Annotated in this window: 20 protein-coding genes; 15 read left to right on the forward strand and 5 right to left on the reverse strand. The window is 66.7% G+C overall.

From position 1 onward, the window contains the following. The first annotated feature begins 4 nt into the window (after positions 1-4). Positions 5-601 (forward strand): hypothetical protein, encoded by a 597-nt coding sequence (locus AACH00_RS14385; protein ID WP_341399851.1) that lies wholly within the window; start codon positions 5-7, stop codon positions 599-601. 26 nt (positions 602-627) lie between these two features. Here AACH00_RS14385 and AACH00_RS14390 read toward each other — a convergent pair whose 3' ends face one another. From AACH00_RS14390 to AACH00_RS14400, 3 genes are all read right to left on the reverse strand, one after another. Beyond that, positions 628-1,716 (reverse strand): porin, encoded by a 1,089-nt coding sequence (locus tag AACH00_RS14390; protein WP_341399852.1) that lies wholly within the window; start codon positions 1,714-1,716, stop codon positions 628-630. 74 nt (positions 1,717-1,790) lie between these two features. After that, positions 1,791-2,810, reverse strand: a complete 1,020-nt coding sequence (locus tag AACH00_RS14395; protein WP_341399853.1) for a TRAP transporter substrate-binding protein — start codon at positions 2,808-2,810, stop codon at positions 1,791-1,793. 43 nt (positions 2,811-2,853) lie between these two features. Next, positions 2,854-3,693: a shikimate dehydrogenase family protein gene (locus AACH00_RS14400; protein ID WP_341399854.1), complete on the reverse strand. Its 840-nt coding sequence runs from the start codon at positions 3,691-3,693 to the stop codon at positions 2,854-2,856. Between the two features lie 128 nt (positions 3,694-3,821). On the opposite strand from AACH00_RS14400, the gene AACH00_RS14405 reads away from it, so the two are divergent. Further along, entirely contained in the window at positions 3,822-4,649 is an 828-nt protein-coding gene (locus AACH00_RS14405; protein WP_341399855.1) for an IclR family transcriptional regulator domain-containing protein, read from the forward strand. Between the two features lies 1 nt (position 4,650). Here AACH00_RS14405 and AACH00_RS14410 read toward each other — a convergent pair whose 3' ends face one another. Further along, positions 4,651-6,369 (reverse strand): long-chain fatty acid--CoA ligase, encoded by a 1,719-nt coding sequence (locus tag AACH00_RS14410; protein ID WP_341399856.1) that lies wholly within the window; start codon positions 6,367-6,369, stop codon positions 4,651-4,653. A 153-nt stretch (positions 6,370-6,522) separates the two neighbouring features. Between AACH00_RS14410 and AACH00_RS14415 the strand changes: the two genes are divergently transcribed. The 3 genes from AACH00_RS14415 to AACH00_RS14425 are packed head-to-tail and all read left to right on the forward strand — an operon-like array spanning position 6,523 to position 10,118. Further along, complete coding sequence (locus AACH00_RS14415; protein WP_341399857.1) at positions 6,523-7,077, forward strand: 3'-5' exonuclease; 555 nt, start codon at positions 6,523-6,525, stop codon at positions 7,075-7,077. Positions 7,078-7,137: 60 nt separating this feature from the next. Continuing rightward, positions 7,138-7,689, forward strand: coding sequence for a putative pterin-binding protein (locus AACH00_RS14420; protein ID WP_341399858.1), 552 nt, complete (start codon positions 7,138-7,140; stop codon positions 7,687-7,689). Next, a complete protein-coding gene (locus AACH00_RS14425) occupies positions 7,686-10,118 on the forward strand; it encodes an ATP-binding protein (RefSeq protein ID WP_341399859.1) in 2,433 nt (810 codons plus the stop codon). The genes AACH00_RS14420 and AACH00_RS14425 overlap by 4 nt, the downstream gene beginning before the upstream one ends. On the opposite strand, the gene murB is transcribed toward AACH00_RS14425, so the two are convergent. After that, positions 10,108-11,124 (reverse strand): UDP-N-acetylmuramate dehydrogenase, encoded by a 1,017-nt coding sequence (gene murB, locus AACH00_RS14430; protein ID WP_341399860.1) that lies wholly within the window; start codon positions 11,122-11,124, stop codon positions 10,108-10,110. The two genes, AACH00_RS14425 and murB, sit on opposite strands and share 11 nt — an antisense overlap. Positions 11,125-11,188: 64 nt before the next feature. Here murB and AACH00_RS14435 point away from each other — a divergent pair, with 64 nt between their 5' ends. The 10 genes from AACH00_RS14435 (at position 11,189) to AACH00_RS14480 (ending at position 17,450) form a co-directional block, all read left to right on the forward strand. Beyond that, positions 11,189-11,683, forward strand: coding sequence for a YajQ family cyclic di-GMP-binding protein (locus AACH00_RS14435; RefSeq protein ID WP_341399861.1), 495 nt, complete (start codon positions 11,189-11,191; stop codon positions 11,681-11,683). A gap of 30 nt (positions 11,684-11,713) precedes the next feature. Further along, complete coding sequence (locus AACH00_RS14440; protein ID WP_341399862.1) at positions 11,714-12,628, forward strand: hypothetical protein; 915 nt, start codon at positions 11,714-11,716, stop codon at positions 12,626-12,628. Between the two features lie 61 nt (positions 12,629-12,689). Then, entirely contained in the window at positions 12,690-13,046 is a 357-nt protein-coding gene (locus AACH00_RS14445; RefSeq protein WP_341399863.1) for a PadR family transcriptional regulator, read from the forward strand. Positions 13,047-13,054: 8 nt separating this feature from the next. After that, a complete protein-coding gene (locus tag AACH00_RS14450) occupies positions 13,055-14,029 on the forward strand; it encodes a hypothetical protein (protein ID WP_341399864.1) in 975 nt (324 codons plus the stop codon). A 147-nt stretch (positions 14,030-14,176) separates the two neighbouring features. Beyond that, positions 14,177-15,073 (forward strand): hypothetical protein, encoded by an 897-nt coding sequence (locus AACH00_RS14455; RefSeq protein ID WP_341399865.1) that lies wholly within the window; start codon positions 14,177-14,179, stop codon positions 15,071-15,073. A gap of 34 nt (positions 15,074-15,107) precedes the next feature. Then, positions 15,108-15,413, forward strand: coding sequence for a hypothetical protein (locus AACH00_RS14460; RefSeq protein ID WP_341399866.1), 306 nt, complete (start codon positions 15,108-15,110; stop codon positions 15,411-15,413). After that, positions 15,410-15,877, forward strand: a complete 468-nt coding sequence (locus AACH00_RS14465) for a hypothetical protein (protein ID WP_341399867.1) — start codon at positions 15,410-15,412, stop codon at positions 15,875-15,877. Before AACH00_RS14460 ends, AACH00_RS14465 begins: the two co-directional genes overlap by 4 nt. Positions 15,878-15,992: 115 nt before the next feature. Next, entirely contained in the window at positions 15,993-16,406 is a 414-nt protein-coding gene (locus AACH00_RS14470; RefSeq protein WP_341399868.1) for a hypothetical protein, read from the forward strand. Positions 16,407-16,647: 241 nt separating this feature from the next. After that, the gene (locus tag AACH00_RS14475; RefSeq protein ID WP_341399869.1) at positions 16,648-16,977 is read left to right on the forward strand and encodes a hypothetical protein; all 330 of its coding nucleotides are present in this window, start codon (positions 16,648-16,650) and stop codon (positions 16,975-16,977) included. A gap of 221 nt (positions 16,978-17,198) precedes the next feature. Further along, the gene (locus AACH00_RS14480) at positions 17,199-17,450 is read left to right on the forward strand and encodes a hypothetical protein (RefSeq protein WP_341399870.1); all 252 of its coding nucleotides are present in this window, start codon (positions 17,199-17,201) and stop codon (positions 17,448-17,450) included. Positions 17,451-17,504: the final 54 nt, after the last annotated feature.

Consider the following 17,504-nt stretch of genomic DNA (forward strand, 5'->3'; position numbering starts at 1 on the left):
GTTCATGACCAGCCCCGAACACACGCCACGAGATCGCACGCAGCAGCAGTTGCCGCCGAATCCGCCATCACCTCGGCGCAAGCTGACCGGCCGTTGGCGGCACCTCAACCCGGCGGCGCTGGCGCTGGCCGTGGCCCTCGGTGGCTGTGCGGGCGTGCTGGCCCCAACCTTCCCGACGGGCAGCACGGTGGGGCAGATTCTTCAGCAGCGTGGCGCACCCACCGGTGAGTGGCCTTTGCCGGATGGCGGGCGGCAACTGGAATACGCCACCGGCCCGTTCGGCAACACCACCTGGATGTATCAACTGGATGCCGAGGGCCGATTGCGTTCGAGCGAACAGGTGCTGACCGAGGCGAACTTCTACCGCATCACCGCCGGCATGACAGGCGAGGATGTGCGCCGCCAGATCGGCCGGCCCAGCACCACCTTCCAGGTGGCACGGCCGCCGCAGGTGGTCTGGGCCTATCGCTACAACGCACCGTTCTGCCAGTGGTTCCTGGTGGGCGTAGGGGCCGACAAGGTGGTGATGGACACCTCCTTCGGCCCCGACCCGCTGTGCGATGTGAACGACCCGCCGGACAAGGTCAGCCAGCTCCGCTGACCGACCTGTCTTTCAGGGCCGTGGCCTCAGAAGGCTGCGCGCAGGCCGACCTGGGTCACCGACTTCTGCGAGATGTAGTCCTTCAGATCACCCGTGGCCACCGATGCGGCGGCGTACAGGAAGGTGTTCTTTGACAGGCCGTAACGTGCACCTGCGGCAGCCTTGCCGAGCGTTTGGCTGGTGCCGGCGGCGTTGGCGTACTTCACCGTGGTGTAGTTGGCGCCGAACAGCCACTGGCCCATCGGCACTTCCACGCCCACGGTGCTGCCGGTGGTGCGGTCCATCGCGAAGGTCACGTCGCCGGTCACCGTCAGGTTGCTGCCGGTGAAGGCGCCGTTGCCGGAGGTGGTCACCAGATCGCGATTGCGCTGGATGCCGCCCAGCACCTTGAAGCTGCCGAAGTTGTAGTTGGCGGCCACCGTCAGCGACTTGTTGACGCTGTCGCCGGTGCTGCGCGCACGGTTCCATTCATACGACAGCGCGGTGTTGAACGCACCCTGGCCGTAGCCCAGCTTCACGCCGTGGAAGCGATCTGCGGTGCCTTCACCGGCGCCCACCTGCAGGCCGGCCTGGAAGCCGCTGTAGACCAGGCTCTGCACCTGCACCACGTTGTCGGCGCGCGGGGCGTTCAGCCACAGCGGCAGGGCCTTGCCGGCGTTGGTCACGCCGGTGCCGGGGTTCAGCGTCAGTGCGTTGCCGAAGGGGTTGGTCATGCCCATCACGCTGTCTTCGAAGATGTACTGGCGGCCCATGCGCAGCTCGCCGAGATTGCTGGACGACAGCGAGATGTAGCCCTGGCGACCGAAGGTGCGGCCACCCTGGCCCGGCGCGCCGGTGTCCACGCCGAAGCCACCTTCCAGCAGCACGCCGGCCTTCAGGCCACCGCCCAGGTCTTCGGTGGTGCGAATGCCCCAGCGCGAGCCGTTCAAGCCGTTGGTGGTGCCGTCATTCAGCGAGGTGACGTTGCCTGCGCCCGACTTCGAGCCGGCGCTGTAATGGCTCACGTTGGCGTCGACCAGTGTGAACAGCTGGACGCTGGATTGCGCCTTGGCCGACAGGCCGGTGGCGGCCAGCGCAGCGGCGGCCATCAGGGTGCGGGTGGTGATGAACTTCATGGTGAATGTCTCCGTGCTTGACGCAGGTTTGTGGGGGAAAACAGAACAGGGGAAAAGGGATAGGAAAACGGGCCTCAGCGCGCAGCGCGGGCCTTCTCCACGGCAGCCAGCATCTCGGGCACGATCGCGCCGAGCTCCTTCGTGTACTTCTCGACCACCGGCTTGGCGCGCTCACGCAGCTTGGCCTGCTCTTCAGCCGGCAGCTCGATGACGTTCATGCCGCGTTTCTTCAGCTCGGCCAGCACCTTGGCGGCCTCGTCGCGGGCGTACTTGCGCTGGAAGAGCGCGGTTTCCTGGGCGGCGTCGCGCAGGATCTGCTGCTCGGTAGCAGAGAGCTTGTCCCAGAACTTCTTGCTGACGATCACCGCCTGCGGCGTGTACATGTGGTTGGTGATCGTCAGGTGCTTGCTCACCTCGTTGTACTTGCCGTCGAGGATGTTGAGCAGCGGGTTCGTCATGCCGTCGATGGCGCCTTGCTCGAGCGCCGTGTAGGTCTCGGTGAAGGGCATGGGCACGGGTGATGCGCCCATCGCGCTCATGAAGTCGACGTACAGCGGCGTCGGGATGACGCGCATCTTCAAACCCTTGAAGTCATCGGCCTTGGCAATGGGCTTCTTGGCGGTGTGCACCTGGCGAAAGCCCAGGTCCCAGTAGGCCAGGCCCACCAGGCCGCGTTCCTGCAGCTTGTCGAGCAGCTTGCGGCCCACCGGGCCGTCGGCCACGGCATCGGCCTCACGGGTGTTGTTGAACAGGAAAGGGAAGTCGAAGATCGCCATTTCCTTGACGTTGCCCGCCAGCAGGCTGGCGTTCATCACGGTCATCTCCATCGTGCCGCCCTGCATGGCCGACACGGTCTGCAGATCGGGGCCGAGCGTGCCGCCCGGGAAGGGCTTCACGGTGAACTTGCCGCCGCTCTTGGCCGCGACCAGCTCAGCGAACTTCTCCACGCCCACCACTTGCGGGTGGCCCTTGTTGCTGGCCGACGGGAACTTGATGGTGCGGGCTTCGATGTCGGCCGCCTGGCTCAGGCCGGCGGTCATCAGGCAGCCGGCCAGCAGGCCGAGGTTCAGGGCTCGGCGGGTGATGGGGTTCATGGGCTTGTCTCCGGTGGGGTGGGTGGGAGGCGTCAACGCGCCTTCAGGGGTGAACGAGGGTCGATGCGCGTACGTCGGCCAGATCGGCCGCAACCGCATCGGCCACGTCGGGCATGTCGAAGAAGCGCAGGTAATCAGGCACCTGCTGCACCAGCATCTCGAAGCCCGGGTGGGCCTCGATGCCGCGTGCGGCGCAGGCTTGCAGCAGCGGGGTGGGGCGGTGCTTCATCAGGATGTCGATGACGCAGGTGCCGGGCTCGATCAGCGACACATCAAATGGCAGCGGGTCATCGGGCTGCAGGCCCAGCGGCGTGGCGTGCACGATCAGGTCGTGGCCGGCGGGGTGGTTGCTCGTCACCACCACGCGCGGGTCGGCCAGGCGGGTGGCCAGTTGCCGGGCACGCGTGCCCAGGTCATGCAGGGCCAGCTGGCTCACGCCGTGATCCAGCAAGGCCGCGGCAATGGCCGAGCCCGCACCGCCCGTGCCCAGCAGCAGCACGCGGCGGCCTTCAGGCGGCTGGCCCAGGTGGCGCAGTGCCTTCACCAGGCCCAGGCCATCGAACATCGCGCCTTGCAGCTGGCCATCCTCGTGGCGGCGCACCGCGTTCACCGATTGCGCCACTGCGCCGCAGCGGTCGATGTGGCCGAGCAGGGGCACCAGCAGTGTCTTGTGCGGGATGGTCAGCCACAGCCCGCCGATGTTGCCGGTGGCCAGTACCTCGCGGGTGAAGGCCGGCACCCGGTCGGCCGACACCTGCACCGGCACCAGCACCGCGTTCACCCCATGCCGCTGGAAAACGCGGTTGAACATGACCGGCGCCTGGACCTGGGCGACAGGGTCACCGATGACCAGAAAGACGCGGGTGCTGCCGGAGATGTGCATGGGGCAAGCCGATAAAAAGTGCAGTGGAGACGGGCTGGAATGTAGGCAGCGGCCCCCTGGCCCACAAGGCACTCGGCGCTTGATTTGTCCGATAATCGGGCGCTGTTGTCCGATCACCGGTTGAAAACATGGTTTCTACTCTCCCTGCCGACCGCGCGGCCCCCGGCTTGATCCGTGAAGCGCTGGGCCCTGGCGGCTTCCCGATAGCCCCGGCGGATTTGATCGCCGGCCTGGGCCGCGGTTTGGCGGTGATCGAGTCGTTCGACGATGAACATGCCCGCATGACGGTGGCGCAGGTGGCCCAGCGCACGGGCATTCCGCGCACGGCGGCGCGGCGACATCTGCTGAGCCTGTGCCACTTCGGTTATGCCGATACCGACGGCAAGCACTTCTGGCTGGCGCCCCGCGTGCTGCGGCTGGGGCAAAGCTACCTGGATGGGGCGCGCTTGCCGCGCCTGGTGCAGCCCTTCATCCAGCGGCTCTCAATGGCCACCGCTGAAACCGTGAACGTGAGCGTGCTGGATGGCCATGAAGTGGTGTACGTCGCGCGCAGCAACAGCCCGCGGGTGGTGTCGATCGGCTTTCACGCCGGGGCGCGTGTGCCGGCCCATGTGGTGAGCCCGGGCGTGGCGCTGCTGGCCACGCTGAAGGAGTCGGCTTTGCAGCGTTGGCTCGACAGCCATGAGTTCGCCGGCTTCACCGCCAGCACGGTGCAGACGGCCGAGAGTTTTGGGGCGCAGGTGCGCCAGGCACGCCTGCAGGACCACTGGATCGCGATCGGTCAGCTCGATGCCGGCCTCAGCGGCGTGTCCACCGTGCTGCGTGACCGCTTTGGTGAGTGCAAGGGCGCGCTGGGCATGACGCTGCAGGCCGCGAACTGGCCGCTGGCCCAGATCGAAAGCCGGCTGGTGCCGCAGCTGCTCGAAACTGCCCAGACCCTGCGGCCGCTGATCTGACTCAGGCGGGTTCTTTCTCCTGCAGCAGCCGCCACATCACCTTGCCGGCGCCCGATTTGGGCAGCACATCGACGAACTGCACCAGGCGCGGGGCCTTGTAGGCGGCCATGTGCTCATGGGCCCAGTCGATGATCTCTTGCTCGGTGGTGTGGCCGACGGCCTCGGCGCGCAGCACGATCACCGCCTTCACGGTCTCGCCGCGGTAGGCGTCTTTCGATGAAATCACGCAGGCTTCGGCCACGGCCGGGTGGCGGTACAGCAGCAACTCCACCTCGGACGGCCAGACCTTGTAGCCGCTGGCATTGATCATCCGCTTCAGGCGGTCGGTGATGAAGAAGTAGCCTTCCTCGTCCATGCGGCCCAGATCGCCGGTGCGGAAAAACGGCTGGCCGTCGATCTCGATGAAGGCCGCGCGGGTGGCGTCGGGGTGCTTCCAGTAGCCCTTGAACACCATCGGCCCGTGGGTGACGATCTCGCCCACCTCGCCCACCGGCACTTCCTGCAGCGTGTCGGGGTCGATCACCCGGCTGTCCACGCCGAAGATCGGCATGCCCAGGCACTGCAGCTTGGCGCGCTCCGGCGGGTTGCCGTGGCTGGGGGCGGCGGTTTCGGTCAGGCCGTAGCCTTCGGCAAACGTCAGGCCGAATTCGTCGCGCAGCCGCTCGGCCACGGCTTGCGGCATGGCCGCGCCGCCGCCACTCAGGTAGACCAGGCTGCTCAGGTCGAAGCTGCGGTAGTCCGGGCTGTTGAACAGGTCGATGATCATGGTCGGGATGCACGTCCAGTGCGTCACCCGGTAGGTCGAGATCAGGCGGCCCGCCAGTTCCCGGTCCCAGCGCGGCAGGATGACCACGGTGGCACCCAGGAAGATCGGCCCCAGCACGCCGTACAGCATGCCGGTGATGTGGAACATGGGCACCACGCCCAGGCTCACGGTTTCCGGGCTGCCGAAGCCCCAGGTGCCGCCGCCCACGGTGTTCGACATCAAGGTGCGGTGGGTGTGCACGCAGCCCTTGGGCAGGCCGGTGGTGCCCGAGGTGTAGGGCAGCAGGGCCATGTCGTCGGGCTGGCCTTGTGGCGGGCCGGCGGGGTGGCGGGCTTCGGCCAGGGCGTCGGTCCAGCGGCTGAAGCGGGTGGCTGTGGCGGAGTTCGTGCTGGCTGGCAGTTCCACGTCGGCGCGCAGCCAAGCCTCGATGGCGGGGGCCGGACGCAGCTCGTCGGCGATGGTGCCGGGCAGGGCATCGGCGTAGCGCGTCACCAGCACGGCCTTCAGCTGTTGCGCAGCCGGCACGGCGCTGTTGGCCTGGGCCACGATGGCTGCACCGTCGGCGCCGCAGATCACCACCTTGGTGTCGGGGTCGGTGATGTAGTGGCCGAACTCCTCGGCGCGGTTCATCGGGTTCACCGGCACCACCACGGCGTCGCAGCGCATCACGGCGTAGAAGGCAATCACGTACTGCGGGCAGTTCTGCATGAACAGCGCCACGCGGTCACCGCGGGCCACGCCCTGGGCCTGCAGCCAGCCGGCCAGGGCCTCGGCCTGGTCATGCAGCTCAAGGAAGCTCAGCGGCCTGCCGAAGAACACATAAGCGGCCTTGTGGGGCCAGCGGCTGGCCGAGGTGGCCAGGTTGAACCACAGCGTCGTTTCCGGCACGGCCAGCTCGCGCGGCATGCGGCGGGGCCAGTGTTTCAGATGCGGGCGATCGGCAGCAACGGGCATGAGGGCTCCTTCCAAGGGGCAACAGGCACAGGCTAACCGGCCGTCCGGGGTGGCGATACCGGGGCCGCCCCGTAGAACTTGTCCCGGCGGCGACAGCGCGGATGCGGGCACGCTTGTTGCTGCATCTGCGCACAACATCCAGTGGAGACAACCATGACCCCCACCAGCGCGCCGCCAGGCCCTGCCGCACCGCCGCCGGCGATGGCTGACTTGCCGGGCGTCATCGACGTGGAGGCGTCGGGTTTCGGCCGCGGCAGCTACCCGATCGAGGTGGGGTTCGTGCTGCCCGACGGCGCCACCGTGTGCACGCTGGTCAAGCCGCCACCGCACTGGACACACTGGGACGGGCAGGCCGAATCGCTGCATGGCCTGACCCGCGAGTTGCTGGATCAACATGGCCGCGCGCCCCGGGACGTGGCGGTGCTGCTCAACCAGCACCTGGCTGGCACGGTCATCTACTGCGACAGCTGGGCCCACGATTACGCGTGGCTGGCGGTGCTCTTCGAGGAAGCCGGCATGGCGCCGGCCTTCCGGCTGCGCCACCTGCATGAGCTGCTAAGCGATGCCGACGCCGCCGAGTGGGACCAGGCCTGCGCTGACGCCCGCGTGGCCCTGAGCGTGGGCCGCCACCGGGCCAGCACCGATGCGCGCGTGCTGCAACTGGCCCTGGGCCGATTGCGGCAGCGACGGCGCGTGGAAGCGTCCTAGAATCCGCGCCAAATCGCGGTCGACCGACGTGGCCCGCGAACGAGCAGAAAGGACCGAGGCGTGACCTCCCGTTTGTCGATGAGCCGCCGTGCCAGCCTTGGCGCGGTCTTGACTGGCTGTGCGCTGTTCTGCAGCGCCTGGGCCGCGCCTGCCTCATCGGACAACAAGGGCGCCATGCTCGAAGCCCCCAAGGACAAGGTCATCCTGACGATCCGCGGAAAGATCTCGCGCACCAACGGCCCTGACCGCGCCGATTTCGACATGCGCATGCTCGCGGCGCTGCCGCAGCACAGCTTCACCACCCGCACGCCGTGGGACAAGTCGCCGCGCAAGTTCACCGGCCCGAAGCTGCGTGACGTGCTGCAGCTGGTGGGGGCCAACGGTCGCACCATCCTGGCGGTGGCGCTGAACGACTACAAGGTGGAGCTGCCGGTGGATGACACCCAGCAGTTCGACGTGGTGCTGGCCCGCTTGATGGACGACCAGCCGATGCGTGTGCGTGACCGCGGCCCCTTGTTCATCGTCTACCCCTACGACAGCTTCGAGCAGTTGCGCACGGACCGCTACATCAGCCGCTCCGCCTGGCAACTGCGGTCGCTCGACATCCTGTGATCGGCGGCGCTCCGCGTTTGCCGCGCTGGCGCGACCACCGCGACCAGAACCTGACGCGCCTGATGGCGCTCATCGCCGTGGCCCTGGTGGCGGCGTTCATCGGCGTGGCCTGGGTGCAGTCGCGACAAGTGCAATTGCTGAGCAATTCGGTGCGCATGTCGGACGACAACGTGGTCTGGAGCTTCTTCCAGGTCGAGACCGAATACATGCACCTGCGCGAAGGCCTGCGCCTGGCCACCGAGCAGCCGGACAACGCCGACAACGAGGCGGTGCGCGAGCGCTACGAAATCTTCGTCAGCCGGGTGATGCTGATCGACCCGGTGCGCATCCAGGCGATCATGCCGACCCGGCCCGAGCACCCGCTGACCTGGCAGTTGCTGCTGAAGTTCATCGAGCGCGCTGACCCGCTGATGCAGGACGGCCACACCTTCACCGTGGCCGAGCTGGGCGCGATGCGCTTCGATCTGGAGAAGCTGCGTGAGCCGGTGCATGAGCTCTCGCTGATGGCCAGTCAGATGGTGGTGCGCCAGACCACCGCTCGCAACGAGGCCATTCGCCAGCAGATGCGCATCGGCAGTGCGCTGACGGTGTTCCTGAGTGTGCTGGTGGTGGTGTTTGCCGTGCTCGCCGCCCGGCAGCTGCGTGCCAGCCAGCGGCGCAGCGTGGAGCTGGAAAGCCTGGCGGGCCGGCTGCGGCAGGCGCGTGAGGCGGCCGATGCCGCCAACCAGGCCAAGAGCGCCTTTCTGGCCAACATGAGCCATGAGCTGCGCACGCCGTTCAACGGGCTGCTGGGCATGTTGTCGCTGCTGGAAGGCAGCGGGCTGAACGGCGACCAGCGCCACTTCCTCAACACCGCGCGCGATTCGGCGGAGCACCTGCTGTCGCTGTTGAATGACATTCTGGATGTCTCGCAGCTGGAGTCGGGCCGCCTGGGCCTGTTCCCTTCGGACATCGACCTGCACCGCCTGCTGCGCGAGGTGAACACGGTGATGACCGCGTCGGCGAAGACGCAGACGCTGCAGCTCCGCTTCGAGCTGGAGCCCAACGTGCCGCAGTGGGTGCACGGTGACGCCACCCGCATCAAGCAGGTGCTGTTCAACCTGCTGTCCAACGCCATCAAGTTCACCGATGAGGGCGAGGTGGTGCTGCGGGTGCGCACCGACCGCACGCCGCGCGTGGGCCAGCGCGTGCCGGTGATTTTCAGTGTGAGCGACACCGGCATCGGCATGGACGCCGTCACGTTGAACCAGCTGTTCCAGCGCTTCAGCCAGGGCGATGCCAGCATCTCGCGGCGTTACGGCGGCACGGGCCTGGGCCTGGAGATTTCACGCAGCCTGGCGCGCTTGATGGACGGTGACATCACCGTGCGCAGCCTGCGCGGCGAGGGCAGCACCTTCACCGTCATCCTGCCGCTGCTGCCTGTGAGCAAGCCCGCTCAGGCCGAGGCGGAAACGGTGGGGCCGGCGCCTGACATGTCGAGCCTGGATATTCTGGTGGCCGATGACAACCCGACCAACCGCAAGGTGGCCGGCACGCTGCTGGAGCGCATGGGCCACTCGGTGCGTTATGCCGAGAACGGCGAGCTGGCGGTGCGCGAGGTGGAGCGCCGCCTGCCCGACCTCATCTTGATGGACGTGCACATGCCGGTGATGGACGGCCTGGAGGCCACCCGCGTGCTGCGCAGCCGGCCCTTGCCGGTGGGCAAGGTGAAGGTGGTGGCGCTGACGGCCGATGCCTACGACGAGGTGCGCGACCGGGTGCTGGCCGCCGGCATGGACGACTTCCTCAGCAAGCCCTTCCGCCAGCGTGACCTGGAACAGCTGCTGCGCCGGCTGTTCGGCCTGCCCAGCCTGAGCGAGATGGGCTTGCTGGACCCGCTGGTGACCCACGAGGTGGCGCACCACTGGGCGAACATGCGCACGGCCGGTGTGCCGAGCATGCAGGTGGACCTGGAGCTGGAGCTGAACGAAACCCCGGACGACCTGCTCACCCAGACGCTGGTGAACGACTTGGTGGACGACCTGGCGGATGCCGCCCCGCCACCACCGCCGCCACCTGTGGTGACGCTGCGCCCGGGCGACATGGGCCGCTATCTGGCGCTGGAGTCGATCGGCGAGCTGTGCGCGCTGGTCTCGCTCGCGGGTTATCGGCCGCTGCTGGAAGACTTCTTCGAGGACGACAGCGAAACCTTCGCGGCGCTGTGCCTGGCGCTGGAGCAGCCTGACGCCGCCAACCTGCGCAAGCGGGCGCACGCCTTGAAGGGCGCTGCACACCTGCTGGGCATGAAGGGCATCGGGGCAGAAGCCGAAGGCATCGAGGCCACGGCCGACAGCATGGACGGCGCTGCACGCGCTGCAGCGCTGGCACGGGTGCGGGACGCCTGGCAGCGCTCGTGGGCGCTGGCCCGCACCATGGGCTTCACACCATGAGCGGTTCGGCTTCCAGGCGGATGCCGAAGCGGCCGTAGACGCTTTCCTGGATCGCGCGGGCCAGAGTCTGCACCTCCGAGCCCACGGCGCCGCCGCGGTTCACCAGCACCAGCGCCTGCTTTTCATACACACCGGCGTGGCCGATGGTCTTGCCCTTCCAGCCGCAGGCATCAATCATCCAGCCGGCGGCCAGCTTGAAGCTGCCGTCGGGCATGGGGTAGTGCACGATGTTGGGGTCGCGGGCGATGATGTCGCGGCACTGCTCGGCCGTGACCACCGGGTTCTTGAAAAAGCTCCCGACGTTGCCGATGACGGCCGGATCGGGCAGCTTGGCGCTGCGGATGCTGCACACCCAGTCAAAGATGGTGCGGGCGTCGGGCGCGTGGTTGCCGGTTTCGGCCATCTTGCGTTCCAGATCGAGGTAGCCCAGCACCGGCTGCCACGGCTTGGGCAGACGGAAACGCACGCGGGTGATGACGCACTTGCCGGCCAGGGCGCGCTTGAAGACGCTGTCGCGGTAGCCGAACGCGCATTGGTCAGGCCAGAGCGTGACGGTGCGGCCGGTGACCAGGTCGACCGTGTCGAGCGATTCGAGCCGGTCTTTCACCTCCAGGCCATAGGCGCCCACGTTCTGCACCGGTGAGGCACCGACGGTGCCCGGAATGAGCGCCATGTTCTCGAGGCCGGGCAGGCCCTGGTCCAGCGTCCAGGCCACCAGGCTGTGCCAGGCCACGCCGGCGCCGGCTTCCACGATGGTGGCGTCGTCACGCTCAGCCACCACGCGCAGGCCGGGCACCTCGATTTTCAGCACCAGCTCGGGCATGTCACGGGTGAGAATGACGTTGCTGCCGCCGCCCAGGATGAACTTCGGCGCTTTGCCCAGTTCGGGGTGATCGACCACCTGCCGCACATCGGCGTCGGAGGTGATGCGCACCAGGTGCACGGCCGCAGCCGGCAGGCCGAAGGTGTTGTAGGGCTTCAGGCTTACGCCCGTTTCGATTTGCATGGCAGAATTTTTGTCGATTCCCGGCGGAAAACCGCCTCTTTGCTCCTTACCCTGAGAAAAAAACATGCCCAGCTTTGACCTCGCCCTCGAACCCGACATGGTCAAGATCAAGAACGGTGTCAACACCGCCGCGAAGGAAATCGGCACCCGATTCGACTTCAAGGGCACCAGTGCCAGCGTCGAGCTGAAGGAGAAGGAGAAGGAAATCCACATGGTTGGCGACAGCGACTTCCAGATCGACCAGATCTACGAAGTGCTGGTGAGCAAGCTGACCAAGCAGGACGTGACCATCAACTTCTTCGTCAAGGGCGAGAAGCTGGAGAAGATGGGTGGCGACAAGGTGCGCCGCATCGACAAGATCAAGGACGGCATCGAGGCTGAACTGGCCAAGAAGATCACCGGCGCCGTGAAGAACAGCAAGCTCAAGGTGCAGGCCAGCATCCAGGGCAATGAAGTGCGCATCACCGGCAAGAACCGGGACGACCTGCAGGTGGCCATCCAGATGCTGCGCAAGGAATTCCCCGAGCAGCCGCTGACGCCCAAGAACTTCCGCGACTGATCGCCTCTTCACCCCTTGCCGCTGACTGCCATGGACAACACGCCCGCCGCGCCCGCTTCCCCCCTGCAAGACCTAGCGGACCACGTCATGGCGATGCACGCCCACGACCTGGACAGCGCCCGGGAGCAACTGCTGGCCGACGCGCCTGCACTGCTTTACACGGCGGACCGCACCGGCCTGGTGGCCTACCTGCGCACGGCCGAGCATGTGTTGCTGGGCCACCAGAACGACCCGGCTGCGCTGCGCCCGATTCTGGCGGCGCTGGTGCCCCTGGCTGCGGCTCACCCGCCCGTGCAGCACGGCCTGCAACGCGCCGAGCTGGCGATGAGCATGGCGGCTGGTGCCCCGGCGGCGGTGGGTGATTTGCCGCCCGACGAGCAAGTGAAGGCCCATTACAACGCCGCGTTGGCGCGCACCCGCCTGGGCGACTACCCGGGCGCCACGGCCCTGCTGGACGGCGCCGTGGCTGCGGCCAAGGCCGCGCCCGAGCACCGCGGTGCCCAGATTGCCCTGGCGGCGGTGGCCAACAACATCGCCGCCGACCTGCGGTTTGACTTCCAGCCTCCGGCCGATGACGCCGCCAAGGCCATGTTGCACGCGGCCTTGACGGCGCGTGATGCCTGGGCGGCGGTGGGCGGCTGGCTGGAGGTGGAGCGTGCCGACTGGCAGATCGCCATGTGTGCCTCCACCGCGGGTGAGGGCGCGCTGGCAGTGAAGCACGCCCAGGCCGGCCTGGACGCCTGCCAGGCCAACGAGGCCACCGATTACGAGCTGTGCTTCGCCTGGCAAGCCATGGCGCTGGCCGCCTTGAGCGCCGGTGACAAGCCGGCCGCCACCCGGGCCCGCGACGCGATGCAGGGCTGCATCGGCCAGCTGGAAGACGCCGGCAGCAGCGAGTACGCCGGACATTGCCTGGCGGAAATCGACGCTGCGCTGGCGGCCTGACCGCCCGGAAGGCCGCACGCCAGCGATGGCCTGCGGCCTTTTTTGTTTGACATACTGTGTGATGCACAGTATTGTGCGCCGCATGGGTGATACGGACACATTCGGAAAGCTGGAGCTGGAGTTGCGGCGCGGTGCGGTGGTGCTGGCGGCGCTGTCGCAATTGCAGGTGCCCCGCTACGGCTACGAGCTTCGTCAGGCGCTGGCTGACAAGGGCATGCCGATTGAGGAAGGCACCCTCTACCCCTTGCTGCGCCGCCTTGAAACCCAGGGCGTGCTGCGCAGCGAGTGGCGCATTGAAGGCGGGCCACCGCGCCGCTATTACGCACTGAACGACGACGGTCAGGCCCTGCTGGAACGGCTCGCGGCCTCCTGGCGCGGCATGAATGCCGCAATGGACAAATTGCTGAGCGGGGAGTGAGGTTGACCATGAACACCGACGTGCAAACGCTGATCAACGCCTACGTGGCTGACGTGGCCCGCCTGCTGCCCCGCCGCCAGCGCAACGATGTGGCCTTCGAGCTGCAAGCCTTGCTGCAGGAAGAACTGCAGGCCAAGGCCGACGAGGCGGGGCTCGACGCGCCCGATTCACACCTGGCGCTTCAGCTGCTGCGTGCCTTTGGCCGCCCTGAGGACGTGGCTGCGCGCTATCGCCCCACGCTGACCGTGATTGCGCCGGAGGACGGCCATGCCTTCGTGCGCGCCACCGCCATCGGCCTGGGGGTGATCTGGCTGCTGGGCCTGCTGAAACTGGTGCTGGTGCCTGCCGTGGGCAGCGACGCGGCCGGTGTGGGCGCATTTCTGCAGGCGCTGGCGGCGTGGTGGGGTGGCACGGTGCTGCCTTCCCTGATCTGGCCGGGCCTGCTGGTGGTGGGCTATGGCTTGGCCAACTGGAGCCGGCAGCGCCGCCCCGCACAGGCGAAGGCGTGGATGCCGCCTCGTGGCGATGAACTCAGCCCCCTGGACCGCGCTGGCGTGGCGATGGGCGTGGTGGGCACGCTGGCCGGCACCTTCGCCTTGGTGAACCCGCCCTGGTTGCTGGCGCTGGTATGGGGTGGGCCTGTGCCCGCACCCGCCTATCAGGCCCTGGCTTACTCAGAGGCGTTCGTGTCGTCCATGGCGCCCTGGCTGCTGTTGCTGGTGCTGTTGAACGTGCCGCTGCTGGCCGCGGTGGGCGTGACCGGCCGGCGCACACCCTTGCTGCGTCGGCTGGACACCGTGCTGTCCTTGCTGACTTGTGTTGCGATGCTGTGGACGGCCCTGCAGGCCACGCCGGTGTTCCAGCAGCCAGCCACCGACCAGTCCTTCAAGCTGGCGCTGCTGGTGTTGACGGCCATCACCCTGTGGCAGTTGGCGGCGCGCTGGTGGCGGCATGTGCGTCCGCAGCCTGACGCGGTGGGCTGAGGCGGCGGCCAACGATTTGCCGCTGTTGCTCTGCCTCGTTGCGGTGTGACATCGTGCGGAAGGTCGTGCCCGTGCGCCCGCGATATATTTGCCGGGCCCAAAAATCATTCAACAGGGCATGTCATCCAACCAACAGGGAGCCTATCGATGAAGCGTGTCTGGATGCCTGCGCGGCCAAACGGCCGTAGCCTGCGTGCATGGACAAGCCTGGTGTTGCTGCCCGCCGTGCTGTCAGCCTGCGGCGGTGGCCTGGAGAGCGACAGTGGCGGGCAAGCGTCGCGTCTGACCTGTGCGACGACCTGCAAGCCGTCCAGCTCGCTGGCAACCGACCAGATCCGCCCTTCGTTCGTGGTGGTCAGTGATGGCACGCGGGCGCAGGCACAGGCCGGTTTCAGCAGCGGCAGTGACTTCCGTTTCAACGTTGAAATCGACGGCACCGACAGCCTGCGCCTGAGCACCACGCAAGGCACCCAGGGCTTCCATATTCCTGCTGGCAGCTTGTCGACGGTCGTCGTTGATGCGCTGCGCACATTGGTCGCTGGCGCAACGCCCTATCTGTCTGAGCTGACCCCCGTTGCCGGCACCTTGCCCGTGCAGTTCCAGTTCGTTCGTGGATCAACCACGTATGCATCGTCTGTGGAGTTGCCCGCGCCGTTCCAGATCACCGCGCCTGCCAGTGGCACCACGGTGCCCATCGCAACGCGCCGCTTGTCGGTGGCCTTGACCTCCGCGACCGCACCCACCGTCAACTCCGCGACCTTCGCGTGCACCGACGTGAATGGCAATACGGCCACCGGCTCGCCGACGTTGAATGTCGTACCTGGCAGCTTGGCCAGCACGGCCAGCGGCGTCAGCTATGTGCTGGATGTTGGCGAGGCAGTGGACGGTTTGATTTTCAGCACGAACTTTCCGCGCAGCGCCGTGGCCCGCTGTGATCTGACGCTCCAGTTGATCGTTCAGGCCCAGGGCCAGGCGGACACGCGATTTGCCGACACCCAGATCTTTGCCCAGCAGATCCGGTCGGTCACGCTGGCGATGCGCTGAAGTTGCGCATTGCAGAGGTAGCTCGGAGACGTTGATGTTTGACCAGGGATGGAGTTCGTCGCTGATGTTCGGGCTTCTGGCCAATGCGCCATTTGTCGCGATCAGCTTTGCATTGGTCGGGCGCGGCAATCGCGCGCCTTGGATGCTGCTGGGGCCGGCGTGCTTCTTTCTGGTGTCGGCTGCCTTCATGCTGGTCTACAGCCTCCTGCCCGTTGAGCCTCCGCTGGTGCGCAATTTGTACCTGTACCTTGGCGTCACCACGGTGCCGGCTTCGAGCTTGTACGCGGCTGTGCTGTTCAAGCGTTTCAGAAGCCGTCGACCAGACGCAGTGGCTGCATGACGCCTCTGTTCAAGAAGCTCAACCTGGGCGCGTTCACCACGGTGCATGTGCTGAACGCGCCTTCCAGCTTCGAGCCTGAGTTGCAGGCGTTGAGCGGGGTCAGCATTCAACGCAGCGCTGCCAGCACTGTGGGCTTTGCGATGGCGTTTGTGACCACGCTGGCGCAGGTGGAGCAGGCCACGCAGCAGTTGGCGGCCCATGCGGTGGGCGACGCGACCCTCTGGATGGTGTATCCCAAGGCCAGCTCCCGCAAATTCAAGTGCGAGTTCAATCGCGACAACGGCTGGGACAGCTTGGGCGCAGCGGGCTACGAACCAGTGCGCCAGGTGGCGATTGACGACGACTGGTCTGCGCTGCGGTTCCGCAAGGCGGCGTACATCAAGACCATGAAACGCCATCCGGCAGGGGCCATCTCAAGCGAAGGCAAGGTCAAGGTGGAACAGCAGCGTGGCCATTCGGACTGAAGTGGAAGCGCTTGGATGCTGCTTCCGCTGCTTCGGACGCAGGTGAGTGGGGCTGCGTCTGCCATGATGGGGCTGCCTCTGAGGGCCCGCGTTGCAAGGCACTCGGCGATCAACCATGTCCATTGACAACTACCTTCTGGCTGCTCTGCTTGTCGTCAAGCGCATCTTCCTGGTGCTGCTGCTGGCGGTGCCCGCGCTGCTGTTCCTGATGCTGGCCAGCGCCTTCGGGCCTGGCGTTGGCGGCTTCGGCATCTTGGTGACGCTGGCGCTGTGCGGCCTGGGCTGGGCGTTGCTGCCGATGATCCACGTTGGCAAGCGTGCTGGTTTGGTATGCGGCGTGTTGTGGCTGGCGCTGGCCGTGTGGCATGCCGTTGCGGCCGGTGTTGGCGTCACTGGCGAGGTGCTGATGTGCTGGCTGTTCGCCACGCTCTTTCTGGCGATCAAGCTCAGGGCGCAGCCACCGGCCTACTTTCTCGAAGGTTGGCGGGCGGCGGCTTCGACTGCCCAGCGGTTCGACAGCGAGGCTTGAGCTTGTTCCCGCCCCGGCCCGCCCCGCTCATGCCCGGGTGCGGTGTGCGGTCAGGGCCGGTTCAGGCAGTCGAAGATGGACGTTGTGCTGCAGCGTCACGTTGCGCGGCACTCGCGGCGAGCGTGAGGCCGAACGGGTCGTTCGCGGGGACCTCCACCAGCTGGTCGCACCAAGCTCAGCAGCCCAACATTGCTACGCGCGGCCACCTGTTTCCGGCCCTTCATCTCAAATGGTAGTCAGCATGCGACTCCTTGTTCGCCGTCCATTGCTTGCCTTCTTGGCCACAGCTGCCCTGCTGGTCCTTGTCGTGCCAATAGCTCTCTATTGGGCAGGGCTCAATGCAATCGACGCCTTGCCAATGCCGCCAAGTGAGCTGGCGACGCTAGATCAGCAGTCCGAAGCCTGGCAGCGGGTTCGCGGTCGAGGAGAACCCGAAGTTCACCCTCTAACTCCATATTCCTACCTGTTCAATATCGCCGCCCATTACCAGAAAGACCCCGGCGGACTTGCAGCATGGCTGGTCGCCAGGAACCACTTGCTCACGCACCGGCAGAAGCCCGGGATGTTCTGATGGCACCTGTCGGGAGCCGCACTCACGATCTGGATTACCCGAAACTGGACCACCGAGCAGATCCTCAGCGGTGCGGCGACATCAGCAGGCAAGCCTGCGGGCTGACCGATTGCTGGAGCGGGTCTCAACTGGCTGGTCGCGCAGCGCTTTACAGTTGATGATTGCTTCGCGCGGCCAGCCGATTCCGGCCGCTCAGCTTTAACCTTAGCCCGCAGACCACCATGAGCGCACATCAAGACCAAGCGCAAATCCTGGCATTTGCCGTGTTCGAGTTGCGGCTTCTTTTGGCGGAGCATCTCGGTGGCAACAACAACTCCGATCCATCCACCCGCGCGGCCGCGCACCTTGCCTATTCGTTTCACAACGAAGCGTTGGCGGTGCTTGAAGGGAGAGACTTTGATGCCAACACTGAAGCGCCCCGGGTTTCATGGAGGCCCGTTGGGTTAAGTCAGGCTTCCGTCAAGGCAGTCTGACTGGCGAGTTGCCGGTAGTAGTTTGCCTCAGCCTCTGCGGGTGGGATGTACCCG

Source organism: Ideonella margarita, assembly GCF_038066635.1.
GTDB lineage: Bacteria > Pseudomonadota > Gammaproteobacteria > Burkholderiales > Burkholderiaceae_C > Ideonella > Ideonella margarita.

Bases quoted from the DNA above. Each gene is read 5' to 3' on its own strand.
- AACH00_RS14385 (WP_341399851.1), top strand. From the start codon at position 5: ATGACCAGCCCCGAACACACGCCACGAGATCGCACGCAGCAGCAGTTG.
- AACH00_RS14390 (WP_341399852.1), bottom strand. From the start codon at position 1,716: ATGAAGTTCATCACCACCCGCACCCTGATGGCCGCCGCTGCGCTGGCC.
- AACH00_RS14395 (WP_341399853.1), bottom strand. From the start codon at position 2,810: ATGAACCCCATCACCCGCCGAGCCCTGAACCTCGGCCTGCTGGCCGGC.
- AACH00_RS14400 (WP_341399854.1), bottom strand. From the start codon at position 3,693: ATGCACATCTCCGGCAGCACCCGCGTCTTTCTGGTCATCGGTGACCCT.
- AACH00_RS14405 (WP_341399855.1), top strand. From the start codon at position 3,822: ATGGTTTCTACTCTCCCTGCCGACCGCGCGGCCCCCGGCTTGATCCGT.
- AACH00_RS14410 (WP_341399856.1), bottom strand. From the start codon at position 6,369: ATGCCCGTTGCTGCCGATCGCCCGCATCTGAAACACTGGCCCCGCCGC.
- AACH00_RS14415 (WP_341399857.1), top strand. From the start codon at position 6,523: ATGACCCCCACCAGCGCGCCGCCAGGCCCTGCCGCACCGCCGCCGGCG.
- murB (WP_341399860.1), bottom strand. From the start codon at position 11,124: ATGCAAATCGAAACGGGCGTAAGCCTGAAGCCCTACAACACCTTCGGC.
- AACH00_RS14435 (WP_341399861.1), top strand. From the start codon at position 11,189: ATGCCCAGCTTTGACCTCGCCCTCGAACCCGACATGGTCAAGATCAAG.
- AACH00_RS14440 (WP_341399862.1), top strand. From the start codon at position 11,714: ATGGACAACACGCCCGCCGCGCCCGCTTCCCCCCTGCAAGACCTAGCG.
- AACH00_RS14445 (WP_341399863.1), top strand. From the start codon at position 12,690: ATGCACAGTATTGTGCGCCGCATGGGTGATACGGACACATTCGGAAAG.
- AACH00_RS14450 (WP_341399864.1), top strand. From the start codon at position 13,055: ATGAACACCGACGTGCAAACGCTGATCAACGCCTACGTGGCTGACGTG.
- AACH00_RS14455 (WP_341399865.1), top strand. From the start codon at position 14,177: ATGAAGCGTGTCTGGATGCCTGCGCGGCCAAACGGCCGTAGCCTGCGT.
- AACH00_RS14460 (WP_341399866.1), top strand. From the start codon at position 15,108: ATGTTTGACCAGGGATGGAGTTCGTCGCTGATGTTCGGGCTTCTGGCC.
- AACH00_RS14465 (WP_341399867.1), top strand. From the start codon at position 15,410: ATGACGCCTCTGTTCAAGAAGCTCAACCTGGGCGCGTTCACCACGGTG.
- AACH00_RS14470 (WP_341399868.1), top strand. From the start codon at position 15,993: ATGTCCATTGACAACTACCTTCTGGCTGCTCTGCTTGTCGTCAAGCGC.
- AACH00_RS14475 (WP_341399869.1), top strand. From the start codon at position 16,648: ATGCGACTCCTTGTTCGCCGTCCATTGCTTGCCTTCTTGGCCACAGCT.
- AACH00_RS14480 (WP_341399870.1), top strand. From the start codon at position 17,199: ATGAGCGCACATCAAGACCAAGCGCAAATCCTGGCATTTGCCGTGTTC.